The following is a 17,675-nucleotide window of genomic DNA, read 5'->3' as shown; positions in this document are numbered from 1 at the left end:
AAAACTAATAACTAATTAGGGCTGGGTTCAAAGATGGATCTAAAAAGAGTTGCGAAAGACACAGCCAAGGTGCTGACTAGCTATATGACTTATCAAGCACTGCGGATTGTCTTAGATCAATTGGGTGAAAATGACCCTCCCCAGGCGCTATGGCTACATTCCTTTTCCTCAAAGCACAGCATCCAAGATGGAGAGGCTTACCTTGAGGAATTGCTCCGGGCTAAACAAGATTTAGCTTTTCGGATTATGACTGTGCGAGAGCATCTAACCGAGGAAGTGGCAGAATTTTTACCTGAAATGGTTCGCGCTAATATCCAGAAGTCGAATATGGAACATCGACGGCGGCATCTAGAGCGCATTACGCAACTGACAGTGTCTGAAAACCCTGCCCATCCCGAACAGCAAACTGACTCGGAGAACTAATTGGTCTTTTCTAATTCAGTTAGCTTCTATTGTTTGAGTCACCTACCCCTACTTCAAAAGAGACACACGAGCATTACCTATGCAAACTTTACCTAAAGAGCGTCGTTACGAAACCCTTTCTTATCTGCCACCATTGACTGATGTGCAGATTACTCGGCAAGTCGAGTACATTCTAGAACAGGGCTTCATCCCCGCCATTGAATTCAACGAATCTTCCCAACCAGAACAGCACTACTGGACACTGTGGAAGTTGCCCCTGTTCAAGGCTCGTACACCTAAAGAAGTGTTAGCAGAAGTGGATGAGTGTCGTTCTGAATACCGTGAGTGCTTTATCCGCGTCGTGGGTTTTGATAACATCAAGCAGTGCCAAGTTTTGAGCTTTATCGTTTATAAGCCTGGTGAAGCTGGCACTGGCCGCAGAGGCTATTACTAAAGGTAAAGTGCTTCTAACAGAAATCTGTTGAAATAGAGTTGAAGGGGAGAGGTAGTTAGGCTACCTCTCTTTTTTGCTAGTGGGAAAACTCAAGAAGCGATCGCAATTTTTCATCCTGTTCAAGGCGATCAAATGTATTACATTGCCTCATAAACCTTTAAGATCTAAGTGTCAGCGATCAGCCTAACAGCATGCTTTGCCGACGCACCAAACATCTACACTAATGAGCTACTACATCTCCCCCCATTTCCTTGACAAATTATCAGTTCATATCACCAAAAATTTTCTCGATCTTCCTGGTGTCCGTGTTCCTCTAATCCTCGGCATTCATGGGCGTAAAGGAGAGGGAAAATCTTTTCAGTGCGAATTAGTATTCGAGCGCATGGGTGTTGAAGCTATCCACATGTCGGCTGGCGAACTAGAAAGTCCAGATGCTGGCGATCCCGCGCGTCTGATCCGCTTGCGCTATCGAGAAGCCGCAGAACTAATTAAAGTACGTGGCAAGATGTGCGTCTTGATGATCAATGACTTGGATGCTGGTGCGGGCAGGTTTGATCGCGGCACCCAATACACTGTGAATACGCAACTGGTGAATGGCACCTTGATGAACATTGCCGATAACCCCACCAATGTTCAACTTCCAGGCAGTTACGACTCCAGCCCCCTAAGCCGCGTCCCCATTATTGTTACGGGCAATGACTTTTCCACTCTCTATGAGCCATTGATTCGCGATGGTCGCATGGAAAAATTCTACTGGCAACCGAGTCCAGAAGACCGGATTGGTATTATTGGCGGTATCTTTGCTGAAGATGGACTCTCTAGCCAAGAAATTAAACAGCTAGTTGATGCTTTCCCCAATCAACCGATTGATTTCTTTAGTGCCTTGCGATCGCGGGTGTACGATGAACAAATCCGTCAATTTATTAACAAGGTTGGTATTAATCAAGTCTCGGATCATGTAGTTAATGCTGTCAAAGGACCACCTAAATTCGACAAGCCCCAGTTCGGTCTATCTATCTTAATGGAGTTTGGCAAACTGATGAGGGGTGAACAAGATCAAGTGGAGAAGATGCGGCTATCCAGGGAATATAATCAAGACTTGAGACTGGTTGACCAACATGCATCCCGCAGCGCCTCCCTTCAGCAGGAAAATGCTAAGTCAACTTTCTCAGATGATCTAGACAATGAATCCGCGATCGCCAATCGCGCTCAGAGCTCAAAATATACTAATAGCAACATTCAGCAAGTACCAAGTATCCACTTGGATTTAGAAACTCAAGAGCAAATCCGTGAACTTTTGTCTCAGGGTTGTCGCCTTGCCATCGAACACGCCAATGAGCGTCGTTTCCGGACTAATGCTTGGAAAAGTGGCACTCCGTTCCAGGGAAATGAAGCATCAGAAGCAATTACTTCTTTAGTAGAATGCCTATCTCAACATCGCGGTGAGTATGTGCGTCTTATTGGCATTGATCCCAAAGCTAAGCGGCGAGTTTTGGAAAAGATTATCCAACGCCCTCATAACTGATACCAAATTGCTCTTTAAAGTTAGCAATTAGCAGAGGAAGAAAAAAGTATAGATTTGCTGGAGGGTGGAGTAGAAAAATTCCGCCCTTAGCCCCCACTATAAATTTTCAATTTAACCTAGCATCTTTTGAAGCTAATTTAATAACTTCTGCATTGATGCTATTGATCATTTTTTTTAGTTCTTCTACTGTTGAACGTTCAAAGTAATAAATATATCTTTCACGACTTAAATCATTTCTTGTGGCTAGATTCACAGGAATTTTAGAAATATTCCTGGAGGCTAAATAACACAATCCTTCCATTTGAGAAATCAAAGTTTGAAAGTTTTGATCATCAAAGTGATAGATCAGTAAAACATTGAAAGACTTTTGAATTTCAGTTAATTGCTGTTGCAACTCTCTATAGGCAAATTCATCAAAGTTCATTTGCAGTAACTGAGAGAGGCTATAAATGCAATTTGTGTATTTCTCTTGTAAATTATTTTTGAGCCACTGTCTTTTTTCTCGGCGTCCCTGGAAAAAATTGCCAATAAGCGTATTAATTAAAGTAAATGTTGCTCCAATAAAAGCACCCATCGTTCCTGTAACAATACCAATCAAAACTGGATTGGTAAGTAGTAGGTTGTTTAATTCCTGCAATTCCATAGGTTAAACTCCGGGCTGCTTAAACTCCGGGCTGCAACTTAGCATAGACATGCACTGGGTTTCGCCCAATTATTAAAGCCCTCAGCGGATAGCTGAAGGCTTTTTTTAGAGTTTCAGTATAATGAGTTCGCTTTAACCTACTAAACATAGTATGAACGCTTGGCAGAGGCTTTGGGTGTAGTTCCGATGAAGCCTATGTGAGGCTTTGGTAAATTTAACTCCGAGGTAAGATTTGACTTGAGAGTCAACTAGCACACCTCATACTCTTATTTTAGCAAGCAACATAGAAAACTTATCCACCCGTGGCAAATCCTGGATACAAAGTCATGCCACCATCTACGTATAACGTCGTGCCGTTTACATAGTCAGAATCGTCAGAAGCAAGCCAAACAGCAGCCTTGGCAATATCTTCTGTGTTTCCTATTCGATTAGCTGGGATGAGCTGAAGTAACTTGGCCTCGGCTTCGGGCGTATCCCAGGCTGACTTGTTGATCGGAGTTTTGATCGCTCCTGGAGCAATACTATTGACGCGAATTTTTTGAGGGGCTAATTCTTGGGCAATCGACCGCATCATCATGTCAATACCACCTTTACTAGTAGCATAGTTAACGTGACCTGCCCAAGGGATGAGTTGATGTACTGAACTCATGCAGATGATTTTGCCTGCTGCACAAGAAATACGCGGTTGCACACCCCGACGCAGAAATTCTTTGGCGGCTTCTCGCGCACATAAAAACTGCCCGGTAAGATTGACACTAATAACCAAGTTCCATTGGTCAAGGGTCATATCGACAAAAGATGAATCTTTTTGCAAGCCTGCGTTATTTACCAAAATGTCAATTGTGCCGAATTCTTGGAACATTTTGGCGAACATTGCTTGGACATCGTCTTCTTGGCTAACGTCTGCCTGAAAAGCGATCGCTTCTCCGTTAGCTAATTTAATTTCATCCACAATCTTTTCGGCAGCTTCACTATCAGAGTGGTAATTAACAACCACTGATGCTCCTGCCGCAGCCAAGGCACGAACTACACCTTCCCCAATCCCAGAACTTCCACCAGTTACAAGGGCTTTTTGACCTTTGAGTAGATAAGGAGAATAAACCATAAAAGTTACTTATAATTTTCCAAAAGGTATGGATTAATTGTGATCTTGGTGCTGCTGTTTTTGAGAATAAACTTATTGCCAAATCCAGAACTTAAAATTATTGATCACCCTCCTCTATTCGTCTGACCGAATATCATTTTTAAGCCAATCAGTAATAATGATATTCCGAAGATCTTTTCCAAAAAGACGTTGGGAATACTGGTTGCTAACTTGGCTCCCAATAACCCGCCAAACAGAAAGCCAAGACAAATTAAGCCTGCTATTTTCAAATCTACATACCCTTGCTGATAATAAGTCCAGGCAGCAAAGATACCAATGGGCGGAACTAGTAAAGCTAAGGTTGTTCCTTGGGCTTGATGTTGAGATAATCCAAACCAGAAGATTAGAGAAGGTACAATAATTACTCCGCCGCCAATACCGATCAGTCCACTCAAGATTCCGGCAGATAAGCCGAGAAGTAAATAAAGTAAAACCACAGCCAATAAAATCCTTTAATACTGTAGAGAGAGATTTTTATAGTATAGGAAGTACCAGTAGGTTCAAGGAAAGCTTTATCAAAATTTAAAAAACGTGAATTTGTCTAAATCATTACTCTACTGTACTTACTCTATAAAGTTTGAAAATTAACTACGTCTTCCTAGCGGAGTAAAATATTTGTCTTTCTGATCAAGAATAAATCTCAAACTTCGTGAAAAGTTAAGCTTTGATGGGAGGAAAAATTAATTTTTCTTAATTTAGGTCGTATTGGGCTGTAGTCAAACCGACCAATCCGCAGCTTTAGAGAGAACATCTTACCTTTCTACTATGAATCAGTCTTGGGGTAGATGCTTTATTTTTCTTTTAGAGAAATGAATAGTAAGTAAGTGAATTTAATTAAGCTGATGAATTCTTGAAAAGCCGCTAGTTAGTGTTTATTTTCTACTGCTGCCAATTATGCAAAACCTAGATAATTTTCGCCATCAAAAAGTTGGTGAATTTTTGTCCCCTGAGTTCTACTGTTTGCTGGTTAACAACAAGGAATTTCTTACTTTCAAAAAAAGGCTTAGCTGTCATGCTGGCTTCTGTAAATAGCTTTTTAAGTCCTAAGTATCTTGCCTTTGACTCAATTTGTTCTAAAAGTTGTGTGCCAATTCCTTGCCCTTGAAAATCTTTATGGCAGTAAAAGCAGTCAATATAGCCCTTGTCCTCCAATTGAGCAAAACCGATAATTTTTTTCTCTTTCTCTGCTACATAAGTAAATTTATTTTTTAAACGTCTCATCCAAACTTCAGTTTCTATATTTGCTGGAGCCCAGGCATCTACTTGTTGTTGTGTATAGTCACGAATATTTACTTTGTGAATAGTTTCATAAAACAACTGCATTATTTCTTCAGTATCACTGATGTCATAGGTTCTTATTTTCATTAAAAACCTCCATTTTTTTATCGAGATTAGTTATACAAAATATCTTAGTCGAGCTGTATTCCGAAATCCACAAAAAACGAACAGTATTATTATGAGTAACCCAACTTACCAAACTTTAATTCTCGGTGGTGGCTTTACTGGTCTGTTTACAGCATTGCATCTTGCCCACACACATTATCCTCGAACTGTCATCCTGATTGATCAAGAAGATCGCTTTTGCTTTAAGCCTTTACTCTATGAGTATTGTAGTGGCGAGATGGAAACTCAACAGGTCGTACCGCGTTTTGAAGAATTACTTGACGGCAGTGGTGTCATTTTTGTTCAAGATACGGTGCAATCAATTGACCTACGTCAACGGGAAGTCCAATTAACCTCGGGAACTTCTTACAACTACAGTAATTTAGTCTTAGCCTTAGGCAGCGTTACTGGATACTTTGGCGTTGAGGGGGCACAGGAGAACAGCTTGCCTTTGCGTAGTCGGGAAGATGCGATCGCGATTGATAAACAGTTGCGTGACTGCTTGCGACAAGCCAGACAAACTGCTGACTTAGAACAACGCCGCCGACTGTTAACTACAGCAGTAATTGGTGCTGGACCTTCAGGAGTGGAAATGGCGGGGACTCTAGCCGATTTGCTCCCTCGTTGGTATGAAGCTTTAGGAGGTAATCCTCAAGAAGTGCGGGTGGTACTGCTTAATCATGGTCAAGAAATTCTCCAAGGTGATATCAATAATGCCCTGCGCGAAGTGGCGGAGCAAGAATTGAGAAAACGTGTCGTACCAGTAGAATTTCTCATGGAAGCAGAAGCAACAGCGATTCGTCACGATGCAGTTGAGTACCAGCGCCATAACCAACAACAGACACTACCAGCCTCTACCGTAATCTGGACAACTGGCACTAATACCCATCCTTTAATTAAAGCTCTAGCAGTGCCAGACGAAGATCGTGATCGCCATGGTCGTCTTCAAGTCTCTCCTACGCTCCAGTTGCCCAATTTTCCAGAAGTCTTCGCAGGGGGAGATTGTGCAGCACAGCAGGGAGCTAACTTGCCACCTACGGCACAGGTAGCCTATCAACAGGGAGCTGCAATCGCTGATAATTTAAAGGCAATGGCTTTAGGATATGAACTGCAACCAGCCGTGGTTAACCTACGGGGAACTCTTCTCAAACTCGGTTTAGATAATAGTGCCGCCAACATCTTCAATAGTTTTGAGGTTACAGGCGAAGTGGGTCACTTAATTCGTCAGGGCACCTATCTAGAATTATTACCAACTCCGATTCATAACCTCAAAATCACCACAGAATGGCTCAAAGACGAGATTTTTCGCAAACATCTAGATACGGCTGACGGGAGTAAGACAGCAGTGCGCGCTATGGAAGTAGTTGGGGGAGTAGTCGTCGGCGCTATTGTTGCCAAAAAATTAATTAATGCGCTTAGTGATCAGGGGAAAAGCGCTTCTTAAGTAAACGTGAGTTCGCCGAACTCACGTTTTGTTATATCTAAGCTAATAGCTTGAATGCTTAGTAGAGCTATCCTAGAATCGGATCGACCATGATCGCCGCTCCTGATGCTCCAAGTGGCACCATCGGATCAATGGGTTTGTCTAGCAGCTCAATCTCCAGGTTATACTCTCCGGTACTAGAACCACTGGAGTAATTAGCTAAAGCTAAGTTGTTTTCACCCTTTACTTCAACGTAATAGGTTCCTGTTTCGAGTGCTGTGAACTCGATGTAAGGGTCTAAGTTCAAGGACATTGAATTTTGTTCTGGTTGGAAGAGGATTAAATCTTCACCAGGAGCGGGATTGTTACTGCTTTGCGCTAACTCATTCCCCTGCCAGTCTAATACACGCAATGCCGCATCCAGGGATGAGCCAAACTCACTGGCATCGATATCGATAGTCATCAAATCACCTGCGTTAAGTTGCAAGCTAAAAATATCAATGTCGGACTCTGGCGCTAGAGCGATGTTCTGATGGTCGGTGATCGTACCAGTAAAAGTAAAGGGGGCCGGATTGACGGGACTTAGCTGAGTACTTAATGCTGTCTCAATGGTGTCTCCAACTTCTTGGGAGACGTTAATCGTCAATGGTTCCCAGAAGAATTCCCCGGCTTGATCATGGGTAAGTACCATGATGTTGTAGGAATCCTTGTTTTCCAAGAAGGGTTCTTTAATTGTGAGGCTACTACCGTCAATGGCGAAGAAATGGTTATCGGTGTACACTTCTCCAAATGCCAAGCTGTAGGTGTGGGTATCACCGATGTCAGCATCGGTAGTGGAGAAGCTGCCGATGGGAATGCCAAATGGTAAATTGCCCTCGACGAATGTGTTGCTTAGGGAAATATCAGTAGGTTTAGCCAAAATTCCTGGATATGCTTGCATTATTTCGGGTGAGAACGCTAGCCCACTGGCAATCTCACCAATCTGACTTTCTAGATGCCAACTTCCACCTTGAGTCGAATTGCCAATTCTGCCAGCCGAGGCGGCGATATTTGCGCCGGTTAACTCGTGAAGGCGATGGAGAAAGGAGGTGAACTGATAGGGAATAAAAGAGGTTGGGAATAAAACATTGTCTCCTGCCGCTACATTACAGGCATACAAGAGAATGTCTGCAACGCCCCACTCTAGTAACTGCTGGCGGTATTGTTCTATATTCGCTAAGTTCAGGGGTGTTTTGCCTAGATACAGCAACCCTGGCGCTCCGTGGCAAACGATGTGGAGGCTAGAAGCGGCTTCTGTCGCTATCGCCTTGGTAATTTGCTCTATCCCGTCCCGACTGGGATTGAGAATTAAGACTTTTGCCCCAGGATTAACTCCAACGCTAAGCATCTGGTAATTGTCCACTCTCGGGTCAATTACTACCAGTATTTCTCCGTCAGCATGAGGGTGAGCATTCTGATGGAGTGGAGGTTCTAAAGTGATGCTGTTATTGTGAGCGAGGCTTGAATTTCTCATAGCTTTACATCTCGTGAGTTGGGTGTCGTTGGTCAGATTCTTATCAGCTCAGACCAATGACTAGGGGTAATTAGTTATTAGCTGGTAATTTTTTTTAAATTGGCCAATTTTATCAAAAGTTTTTCAAGCTATTACTTGGCTTTATGTATTTCTATTTTTTGAGAGTAGAGAAATAATATTTTGGCGAATTTACTAGACAGCATTATGAGTTGCTCTCTTTCACGATACTTCCTTTTTTCAGCAAATTTTTGCTCAAATGATAGTCTTTATTGAATCTTTAAAGGAGTCTCTCAAGCCGTGAAGTTATGGTAAAGCTTATCACCCATAATCCTTATAGGCTAAGACTTACAATTATTTTTTAAAAGAAAATACTTCGTGGATTGTGATTGCCCAATAAGCACTTATTTTTTTAATTTCTCTGATTATAGAAAATAATGAATAAATTTAATTAAGGCTCACACCATCTAGCTTAACTTATATGAAATTTGCAGTGAGGCTTTGATTGAAGAGAGTACTCCCTTTTACACAATCTAAAAAAAACAGCAATTAAAGTTAAATTTTTGTGGCATTTTAGTACTTGATCAAGGGATATAGCTATATAGCATTTCTCAAATCAGCGACTTAGATTAATCCTCGTCTTACCGACTCCTTACTCCCTAAAACCTAGTACTTTATACCTTATTCAGTTAAAAGCCGTTATGGGCTTATCACCCATTGAAATGGGGTATAAGTAACGACCAAGATAGTCGAACTACAAGGATTTAATGATTTATAATAACTACTAAATAACGAACAGCTTAACAGCTTAGAAGTAGCAGCAATCGCAAAAACAAGGCGAAGCAAACCCTACCTTCCCCAAGTTTTAGCTGACAAACGAGCAAAAACTTCGATCATAGTAATCAAAGTGCAACAGGTGAGATTGAGTCAAAAAAAAGCGCCTGAGTTATCCCAAACGCCTTCACTTAATTTCTTAATTTAACTGGAGTAAGAAGCCTAACCGCCTAGCGCCTCAGCACCGCCTACTACTTCTAGTATTTGCTGAGTAATTGCGGCTTGCCTCGCTTTGTTGTAAGACAGTGTAAGGGAGCCTATCAGGTCAGTAGCGTTATCACTAGCATTATTCATCGCTGTCATGCGAGCGGCAAGTTCACTGGCCGCTGACTCTTGTAGTGCTCTGAGCAATTGGTTATTCAGATACAGAGGTAAGAGAGCATCAAGGATTTGCACTGGATCTTGCTCAAAAATCATGTCTCGTGGTAGAGGAGTGACTGGAGATGCAACTTTATCCCGTGCTACCTCAAAATCTCCGCCGCGAGTCGTCAGCCTAAATATTTCATCATCTTTGGCTTCCAGTCCTTGCGCTGTTAGCGGCAGCAAGGTTTGGACTACTGGACGGGAACTAATGAGCGAGACAAATTTAGTGTAAACCAGCTCCACCCGGTCTACTGATTCTGACAGAAACAGGGAGAGCAATTCGTCGGCAATCGTGGATGCCTCTGCTGCTGTAGGGATTTGCTCTAGACCTGTATATTTTGCCTTAATCGGCTGACTGCGACGCTCAAAGTACTGAGAGGCTTTGCGTCCTACTAGCACGTACTTATAGTCAAGCCCTTCTTTTTGCAGTTCTTTGGCACGGTTTTCACCACGGCGAATAACGTTAGTATTGTAGCCGCCACACAGACCGCGGTCTCCAGAAATAACTAGTAAGCCCACGGACTTAACTTCCCGCTGCTTAAGCAACGGCAAATCAGCATCCTCAAACTGTAGACGGTTCTGTAAGCCGTAGAGAACTTGTGCCAATCGATCAGCAAAAGGGCGCGTGGCGGTTACTTGCTCTTGTGCTCTGCGCACTTTTGCAGCAGCCACAAGGCGCATTGCCTCGGTAATTTTCTTGGTATTTTTGACCGACTGAATACGATCACGAATTGCTTTCAGATTGGGCATAATTGCAATGGGAAAGAAAGTTGTTCGCGGATTGTTCCCCTTTAGTGAAACGGGTGGCGATGCCCGAAAGGGTTAGGTTAGAAGGTTGAAAGCTAGAAAGTTGAAGGTTCGGAAGTTGAAAAAGCAAACTTCAACCTCGATTAACCTTCAACCCACTAACTTACTAACCTCTAACCCGTTAAACAGATACCAGGAAGGTCTGTTTGTATTCGGTAATCGCTTCCTTCAACAGATTTTCTGCTTCTTCTGTGAGAACTTTATCATTGCGGATAATCTCACAATACCTGGGCTTGCTTGTCTTTAAGTACTCCCGTAGTCCCTTAGCAAAGTTGGTTATTTTCTCAACAGCGATATCATCGAGATAGCCATTGAGACCGGCATAGACAATTGCTACTTGCTCGTAAACTGCTAGTGGTGAGTTCTGGGATTGCTTGAGCAGTTCCCGCAGGCGCTCACCCCGTGCCAATTGGTCTTGAGTAGCTTTGTCTAAATCCGAGGCAAACTGAGCAAAAGCTTGTAAGTCATCGTATTGTGCCAGTTCCAGCTTTAATTTACCTGCGACTTTTTTGATCGCTTTAGTTTGGGCAGCAGAACCCACCCTTGATACCGAGATACCAGGGTTAATCGCTGGTCGTAAACCGGAGTTAAATAAATCTGTAGACAAGAAAATCTGACCATCCGTAATCGAAATCACGTTGGTAGGAATATAGGCAGATACGTCACCAGCTTGGGTTTCGATAATCGGTAGGGCTGTCATACTGCCGCCGCCAAGTTCGTCATTCAACTTGGCTGCCCGTTCCAACAACCGCGAGTGGAGGTAGAATACGTCTCCTGGATAAGCTTCCCGTCCCGGTGGACGTCTCAGCAGTAGGGACATTTGGCGATAAGCTTGAGCTTGTTTAGAAAGGTCATCGTAAATAACCAATGTCGCCTTACCTTTGTACATGAAGTACTCAGCCAGTGAGGCACCAGTGTAAGGAGATAGGTACTGCAGCGTCGCCGGGTCGCTAGCATTAGCCGCAACTATGATCGTGTAATCTAAGGCTCCCTTCTCTCGAAGCGTGTCAACTACCTGGGCAACTGTCGAGGCTTTTTGACCAATGGCAACGTAAACACAAACAACATCTTCCCCTTTTTGGTTAATGATTGTGTCAACTGCGATGGCTGTTTTGCCAGTTTGCCGGTCACCAATAATTAGCTCCCGCTGACCTCTTCCCACTGGAATCATCGCGTCAATAGCGGTGATTCCGGTTTGCATGGGTTCGCAAACAGAACGCCGTGCAATAATACCTGGAGCAGAAGATTCCAAAAGGCGGGATTCTGTAGTTGGGATGTCTCCCTTGCCGTCAATTGGGCGACCGAGAGCGTCCACCACTCGACCAATCATTGCGTCTCCCACCGGCACCTGAGCAATCTTACCCGTGGCATTAACGGAGCTACCTTCTTGGATTTCACGACCCTCACCCATGAGTACGGCACCCACGTTGTCTTCTTCCAAGTTCAGAGCAATGCCAACTGTGCCATCTTCAAATTCCAACAATTCCCCGGCCATGCAGTTGTCTAGACCATAAATCCGGGCAATACCGTCACCTACTTGTAATACCGTACCGACATTAGAGACCTTAACCTCCTGGTCGTATTGTTCAATTTGTTGCCTAATAATGTTGCTAATTTCGTCAGGTCTAATGCTGATCATGATTAGTTGTTCTCGTTGCTTAAAGAATTAAAGGTTGAAGTGTGGAAGGTTTAAAGTTGAAGATTGAAAAGTTGGCAGGTTAAAGATTATTTTCTCTCACTTTAAGGACAGCCCGATCAAAGAAATCAGATAACCCACAACCTGAGATCTGCAACCTGCAACCTGTTAACCTGCTAATCTTTTAATTGCTCAGACTTATGCCAATGCGACGTATTTGTCCCCGAAGACTGGCATCAACTACCTGAGACCCTACTTTGATGATTACACCACCGATCAAATCAGGGTCAATTTTCGTCTCCAGATCTACTTGTTGGGCACTAGTCATTGCCTTTACTTTCTCTCGAACTGAGAGTTTCTGGTCGTCGTTTAAGGCAACTGTCGAAGTGACTTCTGCCAAAACAGTTTGGTTCAACTTCCTGAGCAGAGCCTGGTATTGCCGACAAATTCCTTCTAAAAAAAGGATACGTCTGCGGTCTACCAGAATCTTCAAAAAGTTCATCGTGTAGTGATGAACTTGCTCTCCAACAATCCTTTGCAAAACTGCTGCTTTGTCTTCTGCCTTGATGATGGGATTACTTAAGAATTGCTCCAAATCTGGTGATTCTTGCAGGAGATTGAGCAAACCAGTAACATCTTCTCCCAACCGTTCTGTTAGGTTCTGGGACTGAGCCAAAGACATCAAAGCTTCTGCGTAAGGCTCTAGTACTTGAGCACTTAACAGACTACCTTTCATGATCTACCTCCCAATAGAACGATGCTGCGATCAATTAATTTTTGTTGAGCAGAATCATCTAAGTGGTCTCTGAGCTGTGATTCAGCTTGCTCTAGGGCCAAAGCTGCCACTCGCTGGCGCAGTTGATTGATAGCTCGTTCTCTTTCTGAGTTCAAATCTTGAACTGCTGCTTGTTTCATGCGGGCGACATCATTAGAAGAGGCTTCTAAAATTGAGGCTTTGGCTTTCTTGGCATTTTCTTCTGCCAAGGAGCGGATTTTTTCTGCCTCGACTTGGGCTTGTGCTAATTTCTGCTGGGCTTGTGCTAAAGCCGCTCCGGCTTCCTTCTGCCTTGCCTCAGCGTCTTGAATTGCTTCTTCGATTTTTGAGCGTCTCTCTGAGAGGGTTTTACCCAGGATTTTACGCCCAAAGTAAAACAATACTCCGATGATAATGGCGAGGTTAATCAGGTTGGTTTCTAAAATGTCAAAGTTTAGACCAACACCGCCTTCCGAACCGCCTTCTGCTGCAGCTTCTGCCGCTGCAGTCGCCAGTAATGAGAAAATACCCATAATAGCCATATACAACTGCGAAAATGGAAAATTGATAAACTAGTTACTGTACGCAAAGCGTGTGGGAGTTTTAGAGTAATTCTTCACGTCCCTTGAACTAAAGGTTAGCTGCTACGATTTGGTGTACTGAACAGTGGTACTCTACAGCAGGAGAATCTAGTGAGATAGCAGTATACTGCCTGTTCTTTTAATTAGGAGTTAGCGCCCGGGCAAGAACGTCACTTAAGATACTCCACCTGTAGCTAGCTTTAGGTTTAGCCCCAAAAACCTAACTCCTTTCAAGTAGATAAAACTAGCCACTAACTCAGCACCCAAAGAGATTTACACAACTTCGTATCTGAGTTATCAAGGGGTGGTTCCTTTGGAGAACCGGTCTGGTAAAACTTGTTTATCAGCCAATCTCACTCTAAATTAAAAGAAAAATAAATATAAGTCTTTTAGCTGAGCAGATCGATACTAAGCAAGAATTGCCAGCTGGTTGTTCCCTTGATACCTCAGAGATGCGACACGGGGAAAGTGTCATTTAACTAGTTCTGAGCCTAAAAGCTTCTCCAGAATCTGACGACTCAGGGAATCGACTTGTTGTTCAAGAGTCGCCAATGCCTGAGCTTTTTGCTGATCTATCTCTTGCTGTGCTTGCTCTCTTTGCCTTTGGGCTTCCTGCTGGGCTTGGGCTTTTTCCTCGTCAGCAGCTTTTTGGGCATCCGCTTGCGCAGCCGCAATCGTAGCTTGGGCATCCCGGCGAGTTTCCCCTAGCTCTTGCTCATACTGCGCAGCTAGTTTCTCTGTCTTTGCTAAACGCTCACGTGCCTCTGAGAGATTCGAGCGAATGTATTCGTCTCTGCCGTCAATCGAGTTGCTTAGTGGCTTGTAGAACACTTGATTCAACACTGCCACCAAGACTAAAAATTGCAATGCCATCAAAGGCAGGGTAGCATCAAAATCAAATAAGCCCCCTTCCTGAGTAGCAGCTTCCGCTGTTTCTACAGCGAGTAGAATTGTCCAATGCATCATCATTTTGTTGAGATCGCGCAGCTCAAAAGAGTCAGCTACTGTAAGCTGGAATAGAAATTACTTTCTCTGGGTTGCTAGCAAGTTTTTACAGCACTCAGGTGAGGGTGCTCAGACTGAGAATTTCCTCGACCTGAGCGCTGGCAAGAGTCCTACGAGAAGGGGTTGGCAAATAGTAAAACAAGAGCAACCACAAGGCCGTAGATGGTTAGCGCTTCCATGAAGGCTAAGCTCAACAACAGCGTGCCGCGAATTTTACCCTCAGCTTCCGGTTGCCGTGCAATCCCTTCAACCGCTTGACCAGCAGCATTACCTTGACCAATACCAGGGCCAATAGCCGCTAAACCAACAGCTAGAGCAGCAGCGACGACGGAAGCGGCAGCAACTAATGGATCCATGACAATTTTCCTTTTTGTAAATTAACTAGAACGACAAAAATGAGACTCCCACCCCGAAAAATCCGCTCTTAGGAGCGGACTGGTGGTATCAGTGCTGGAACTAGGGCTAGAAGAGTACCATGAGCTTTAAGAATTTCACTCATGCTCCTCCCCACCATGACCCTCAATCGCTTCCCCAATGTAAGCGGCGGCCAGAGTAGCAAAGATTAGCGCCTGAATAGCACTGGTAAACAAACCCAGGGCCATCACCGGCAGAGGAACAAACAAGGGAACAAGCAGTACTAAAACTGCCACAACTAGCTCATCAGCCAGAATATTGCCAAATAAACGGAAGCTCAACGAGAGAGGCTTGGTGAAATCTTCCAAGATATTGATAGGCAATAATATTGGCGTTGGCTCGATATACTTTGCCAAGTATCCTATGCCCCGTTTACTAAAACCAGCATAGAAATATGCCAGAGAAGTGAGTAAGGCAAAAGCCACCGTTGTGTTGATATCGTTTGTTGGTGCCGCTAACTCACCCTCTGGCAGGTGAATTAGCTTCCAAGGAACCAGGGCACCAGACCAATTTGCCACAAAAATGAACAAAAACAGAGTGCCGACAAAAGGAACCCAGGGACGATATTCTTTCTCCCCAATCTGGTTTTTTGCCAAATCCCTTAGAAATTCCAGGGCGTACTCCATAAAATTCTGGATGCCACTGGGAATACGCTGAATACTTTTAGTGGCAGCAAGCGAAGCAATGACAAGGATGGCGATGACTACCCAGGAGGTGAGAAAAACCTGCCCGTGTACTTTTAGATTGCCAATTTCCCAGTAAAGGTGCTTACCAACTTCTAATTCAGCAAGGGGAAAAGAATGTAGAAGGCTTATACCATTGATCATTTCCATTCCATAAATTTCCCCAGATACCTGCACAAGAGTGAAACGTCGGCTAAACTAACGACTTGAGCTACTTATCCTGATCAGAAGCAGGAAGCAGTGTGCTCTGTAGCACGTAGACGATGATTGCGGCTTTATAAGTCAGAAATCCTAGAAATATGGGCATAACCTGCAATCTTTGCCATTGCGTAGCAACAACAAATAGCCCGATAAAAAGCGCTAAACGGTTAGAACTCGGACGCTTATTTTGTTGACCTATCCGCTCAACGTCTTTAGCCAACATCCTCAAGTAAACCACACCTGTGCACGCCCCGATCAAATAATTCAGGGCAATGTCAAGGGAATAAAAAACCCAGACACAGATGAAAATAGCCGCTGTAATTACCAACGTCACTAACAATAAATTTTGTTTGAGTTGGTAGTATTCCTGCATGGAGGAATCAGTTGAGGGCGACAAGGAACTCGGTTGAGTAACTTCCTCAGTTGTTGATTGGGTTTGGATAGAGTCGTCTGACAAGTTCACGGTTAGCAGCCAAAGCTCGCACAGGAATCTGGCTTAAGTGCGATAATCCAGGGCTATCATACCACGCGATAGTAACAATACTTAAAAAATTGCCAATGCTAAATTACTGGTAAAAAGCTACCAGTAATTCGGTGATCACTCTGAACACTCAACTTAGCTGAATTAGAGGCTCCAGCAGCTCTTCACTTCCAGCTAAAATTTGCTCAAACTCCTCCAAACAAGGGGGATATGGCGCTAATTACTTAACTGGGAGTTAATAAAATCAACTGTTTTGCGAGCAGCGATCGCACTGATTGCAAATCCAATGACACTCCTGCTAAAAGCTCTCCGACTGTTCGCTGTTGCCCCAGATTCTGATCACAAGCAGACAAAAATTCCCATTCTTCCGTCGATAGCTTGACAATTTGGTAGTTGTAATCCATGGGTGATTGGCTGGGCCATCCATGCATACAGGGATTACGTTCAACAACGGCCGTCAAAAGAGCTTCGTCTACTGACCAATCGGCTTTAGGGAGTGGAGGACGCGTCAAGAAAAATTCATAATGGGTGAGTTCTGGATCTAGTAGTTCAATCAAGCGATACAGTTGACGTTCAGTCAATCCTTGGGAGCGCGCCATCAAATCCGGATTCTGACCAAAAAGCCGCTCTTTATCCCAGTAATCTGGATTAGAAAAGCCCAAAAACTCTAAACCGGAGGCATCAATCAGTTTAAAGAGCGTCTCTACGTTATAGTCGATTTCTTGGGGATGAACATACATATCAGCAAAATTTGCATCCCGATGATTTTCTAAAGACCAGCGTTCTTGCTCTCTCTTGACTATACGGTTATTTTTTGGTAGAGAATCAAACAACTGACGCCCAACCTTAACGCCGTCCTGATAGTCTCCTCCTTGGTCGCCTTGTAAAAGAGCGATCGCCTGCTGCATTAGCCTGATTTCCCATCGACCCAATTCTGCATAGACAAAGATGTGCATCAGACCGCCAGGAGCTAGCTTAGCCGCCAAAGACTTAATTCCTCGAATTGGGTCGGGCAAATGGTGCAAAACGCCAACGCAGTTAATCAAATCAAACTCACCATCAAGTTGATCAGCATCGTAGACACTCAAGTGATGAAAATCAACTCCACTGGCTCCCGACCTTTGACAGCGTTCCTTTGCCACTGCCAACGCACCAGAACTCAAGTCAATGCCGACTACAGATGCTTGGGGATTGAGGTGTGCCAAATACTCTGTCCCTACACCAGTACCGCAACCAGCATCTAAAATACGAATGTCTTGACTTGGCGGTTTTCGACCCGTACAAAAACTATAGGCTGCCAACCAATTCCAGCGCCAGTTGTAGCCAGGGGGTGGCTCGTCCAGTAACGGTTCTGGTGGGAAGGGATAGGTATCGTAAAGCCGTTCAACGGCGGCGCTGGTATCTTGAGAGGCTTCCATGAATTTAAGCAACA

At 43.9% G+C, this 17,675-nt stretch carries 18 protein-coding genes; 4 read left to right on the top strand and 14 right to left on the bottom strand.

Going from position 1 to position 17,675, the window contains the following annotated elements; genetic code table 11:
- The first annotated feature begins 33 nt into the window (after positions 1-33).
- The 3 genes from rcbX to ACT7WV_RS24290 all read left to right on the top strand — a co-directional run bounded on the left by rcbX (position 34) and on the right by ACT7WV_RS24290 (position 2,381).
- On the top strand, positions 34-423 hold the full coding sequence (gene rcbX, locus ACT7WV_RS24300) for a RuBisCO chaperone RbcX (RefSeq protein ID WP_445105337.1): 390 nt from the start codon (positions 34-36) through the stop codon (positions 421-423).
- Positions 424-502: 79 nt separating this feature from the next.
- On the top strand, positions 503-856 hold the full coding sequence (locus tag ACT7WV_RS24295) for a ribulose bisphosphate carboxylase small subunit (RefSeq protein WP_445105336.1): 354 nt from the start codon (positions 503-505) through the stop codon (positions 854-856).
- 223 nt (positions 857-1,079) lie between these two features.
- Complete coding sequence (locus tag ACT7WV_RS24290) at positions 1,080-2,381, top strand: ribulose bisphosphate carboxylase small subunit (RefSeq protein WP_445105335.1); 1,302 nt, start codon at positions 1,080-1,082, stop codon at positions 2,379-2,381.
- 106 nt (positions 2,382-2,487) lie between these two features.
- On the opposite strand, the gene ACT7WV_RS24285 is transcribed toward ACT7WV_RS24290, so the two are convergent.
- The 4 genes from ACT7WV_RS24285 to ACT7WV_RS24270 form a co-directional block, all read right to left on the bottom strand.
- Positions 2,488-3,024 carry a hypothetical protein gene (locus ACT7WV_RS24285; protein ID WP_445105334.1) on the bottom strand — a complete coding sequence of 179 codons (537 nt, stop codon included), beginning with the start codon at positions 3,022-3,024 and terminating at the stop codon, positions 2,488-2,490.
- Between the two features lie 292 nt (positions 3,025-3,316).
- Positions 3,317-4,129 carry an SDR family oxidoreductase gene (locus tag ACT7WV_RS24280; RefSeq protein WP_445105333.1) on the bottom strand — a complete coding sequence of 271 codons (813 nt, stop codon included), beginning with the start codon at positions 4,127-4,129 and terminating at the stop codon, positions 3,317-3,319.
- Positions 4,130-4,233: 104 nt separating this feature from the next.
- The gene (locus tag ACT7WV_RS24275; protein ID WP_463424198.1) at positions 4,234-4,611 is read right to left on the bottom strand and encodes a TSUP family transporter; all 378 of its coding nucleotides are present in this window, start codon (positions 4,609-4,611) and stop codon (positions 4,234-4,236) included.
- A 460-nt stretch (positions 4,612-5,071) separates the two neighbouring features.
- On the bottom strand, positions 5,072-5,533 hold the full coding sequence (locus ACT7WV_RS24270) for a GNAT family N-acetyltransferase (RefSeq protein WP_445105331.1): 462 nt from the start codon (positions 5,531-5,533) through the stop codon (positions 5,072-5,074).
- 91 nt (positions 5,534-5,624) lie between these two features.
- Here ACT7WV_RS24270 and ACT7WV_RS24265 point away from each other — a divergent pair, with 91 nt between their 5' ends.
- Positions 5,625-6,995 (top strand): NAD(P)/FAD-dependent oxidoreductase, encoded by a 1,371-nt coding sequence (locus tag ACT7WV_RS24265; protein ID WP_445105330.1) that lies wholly within the window; start codon positions 5,625-5,627, stop codon positions 6,993-6,995.
- Between the two features lie 67 nt (positions 6,996-7,062).
- Here ACT7WV_RS24265 and ACT7WV_RS24260 read toward each other — a convergent pair whose 3' ends face one another.
- From ACT7WV_RS24260 to ACT7WV_RS24215, 10 genes are all read right to left on the bottom strand, one after another.
- A complete protein-coding gene (locus ACT7WV_RS24260; protein ID WP_445105329.1) occupies positions 7,063-8,487 on the bottom strand; it encodes a DUF4347 domain-containing protein in 1,425 nt (474 codons plus the stop codon).
- Between the two features lie 993 nt (positions 8,488-9,480).
- On the bottom strand, positions 9,481-10,431 hold the full coding sequence (locus tag ACT7WV_RS24255; protein WP_445105328.1) for a F0F1 ATP synthase subunit gamma: 951 nt from the start codon (positions 10,429-10,431) through the stop codon (positions 9,481-9,483).
- 178 nt (positions 10,432-10,609) lie between these two features.
- Positions 10,610-12,130: a F0F1 ATP synthase subunit alpha gene (gene atpA / locus ACT7WV_RS24250; RefSeq protein ID WP_463424296.1), complete on the bottom strand. Its 1,521-nt coding sequence runs from the start codon at positions 12,128-12,130 to the stop codon at positions 10,610-10,612.
- 178 nt (positions 12,131-12,308) lie between these two features.
- On the bottom strand, positions 12,309-12,860 hold the full coding sequence (gene atpH / locus ACT7WV_RS24245) for an ATP synthase F1 subunit delta (protein WP_445105326.1): 552 nt from the start codon (positions 12,858-12,860) through the stop codon (positions 12,309-12,311).
- On the bottom strand, positions 12,857-13,420 hold the full coding sequence (locus ACT7WV_RS24240) for a F0F1 ATP synthase subunit B (protein ID WP_463424197.1): 564 nt from the start codon (positions 13,418-13,420) through the stop codon (positions 12,857-12,859). The genes atpH and ACT7WV_RS24240 overlap by 4 nt, the downstream gene beginning before the upstream one ends.
- 510 nt (positions 13,421-13,930) lie before the next feature.
- Positions 13,931-14,425 carry a F0F1 ATP synthase subunit B' gene (locus ACT7WV_RS24235; RefSeq protein WP_445105731.1) on the bottom strand — a complete coding sequence of 165 codons (495 nt, stop codon included), beginning with the start codon at positions 14,423-14,425 and terminating at the stop codon, positions 13,931-13,933.
- A gap of 149 nt (positions 14,426-14,574) precedes the next feature.
- On the bottom strand, positions 14,575-14,820 hold the full coding sequence (atpE, locus tag ACT7WV_RS24230; RefSeq protein ID WP_445105325.1) for an ATP synthase F0 subunit C: 246 nt from the start codon (positions 14,818-14,820) through the stop codon (positions 14,575-14,577).
- Positions 14,821-14,955: 135 nt separating this feature from the next.
- Complete coding sequence (gene atpB / locus ACT7WV_RS24225; protein WP_445105324.1) at positions 14,956-15,711, bottom strand: F0F1 ATP synthase subunit A; 756 nt, start codon at positions 15,709-15,711, stop codon at positions 14,956-14,958.
- A 61-nt stretch (positions 15,712-15,772) separates the two neighbouring features.
- On the bottom strand, positions 15,773-16,225 hold the full coding sequence (locus ACT7WV_RS24220; protein ID WP_445105323.1) for an ATP synthase subunit I: 453 nt from the start codon (positions 16,223-16,225) through the stop codon (positions 15,773-15,775).
- 242 nt (positions 16,226-16,467) lie between these two features.
- Complete coding sequence (locus ACT7WV_RS24215) at positions 16,468-17,661, bottom strand: class I SAM-dependent methyltransferase (RefSeq protein ID WP_445105322.1); 1,194 nt, start codon at positions 17,659-17,661, stop codon at positions 16,468-16,470.
- Between the last annotated feature and the right edge of the window lie 14 nt (positions 17,662-17,675).

It is taken from the genome of Symploca atlantica LB2515 (genome assembly GCF_052546295.1).
This window is presented reverse-complemented; position numbering and strand designations above follow the sequence as displayed.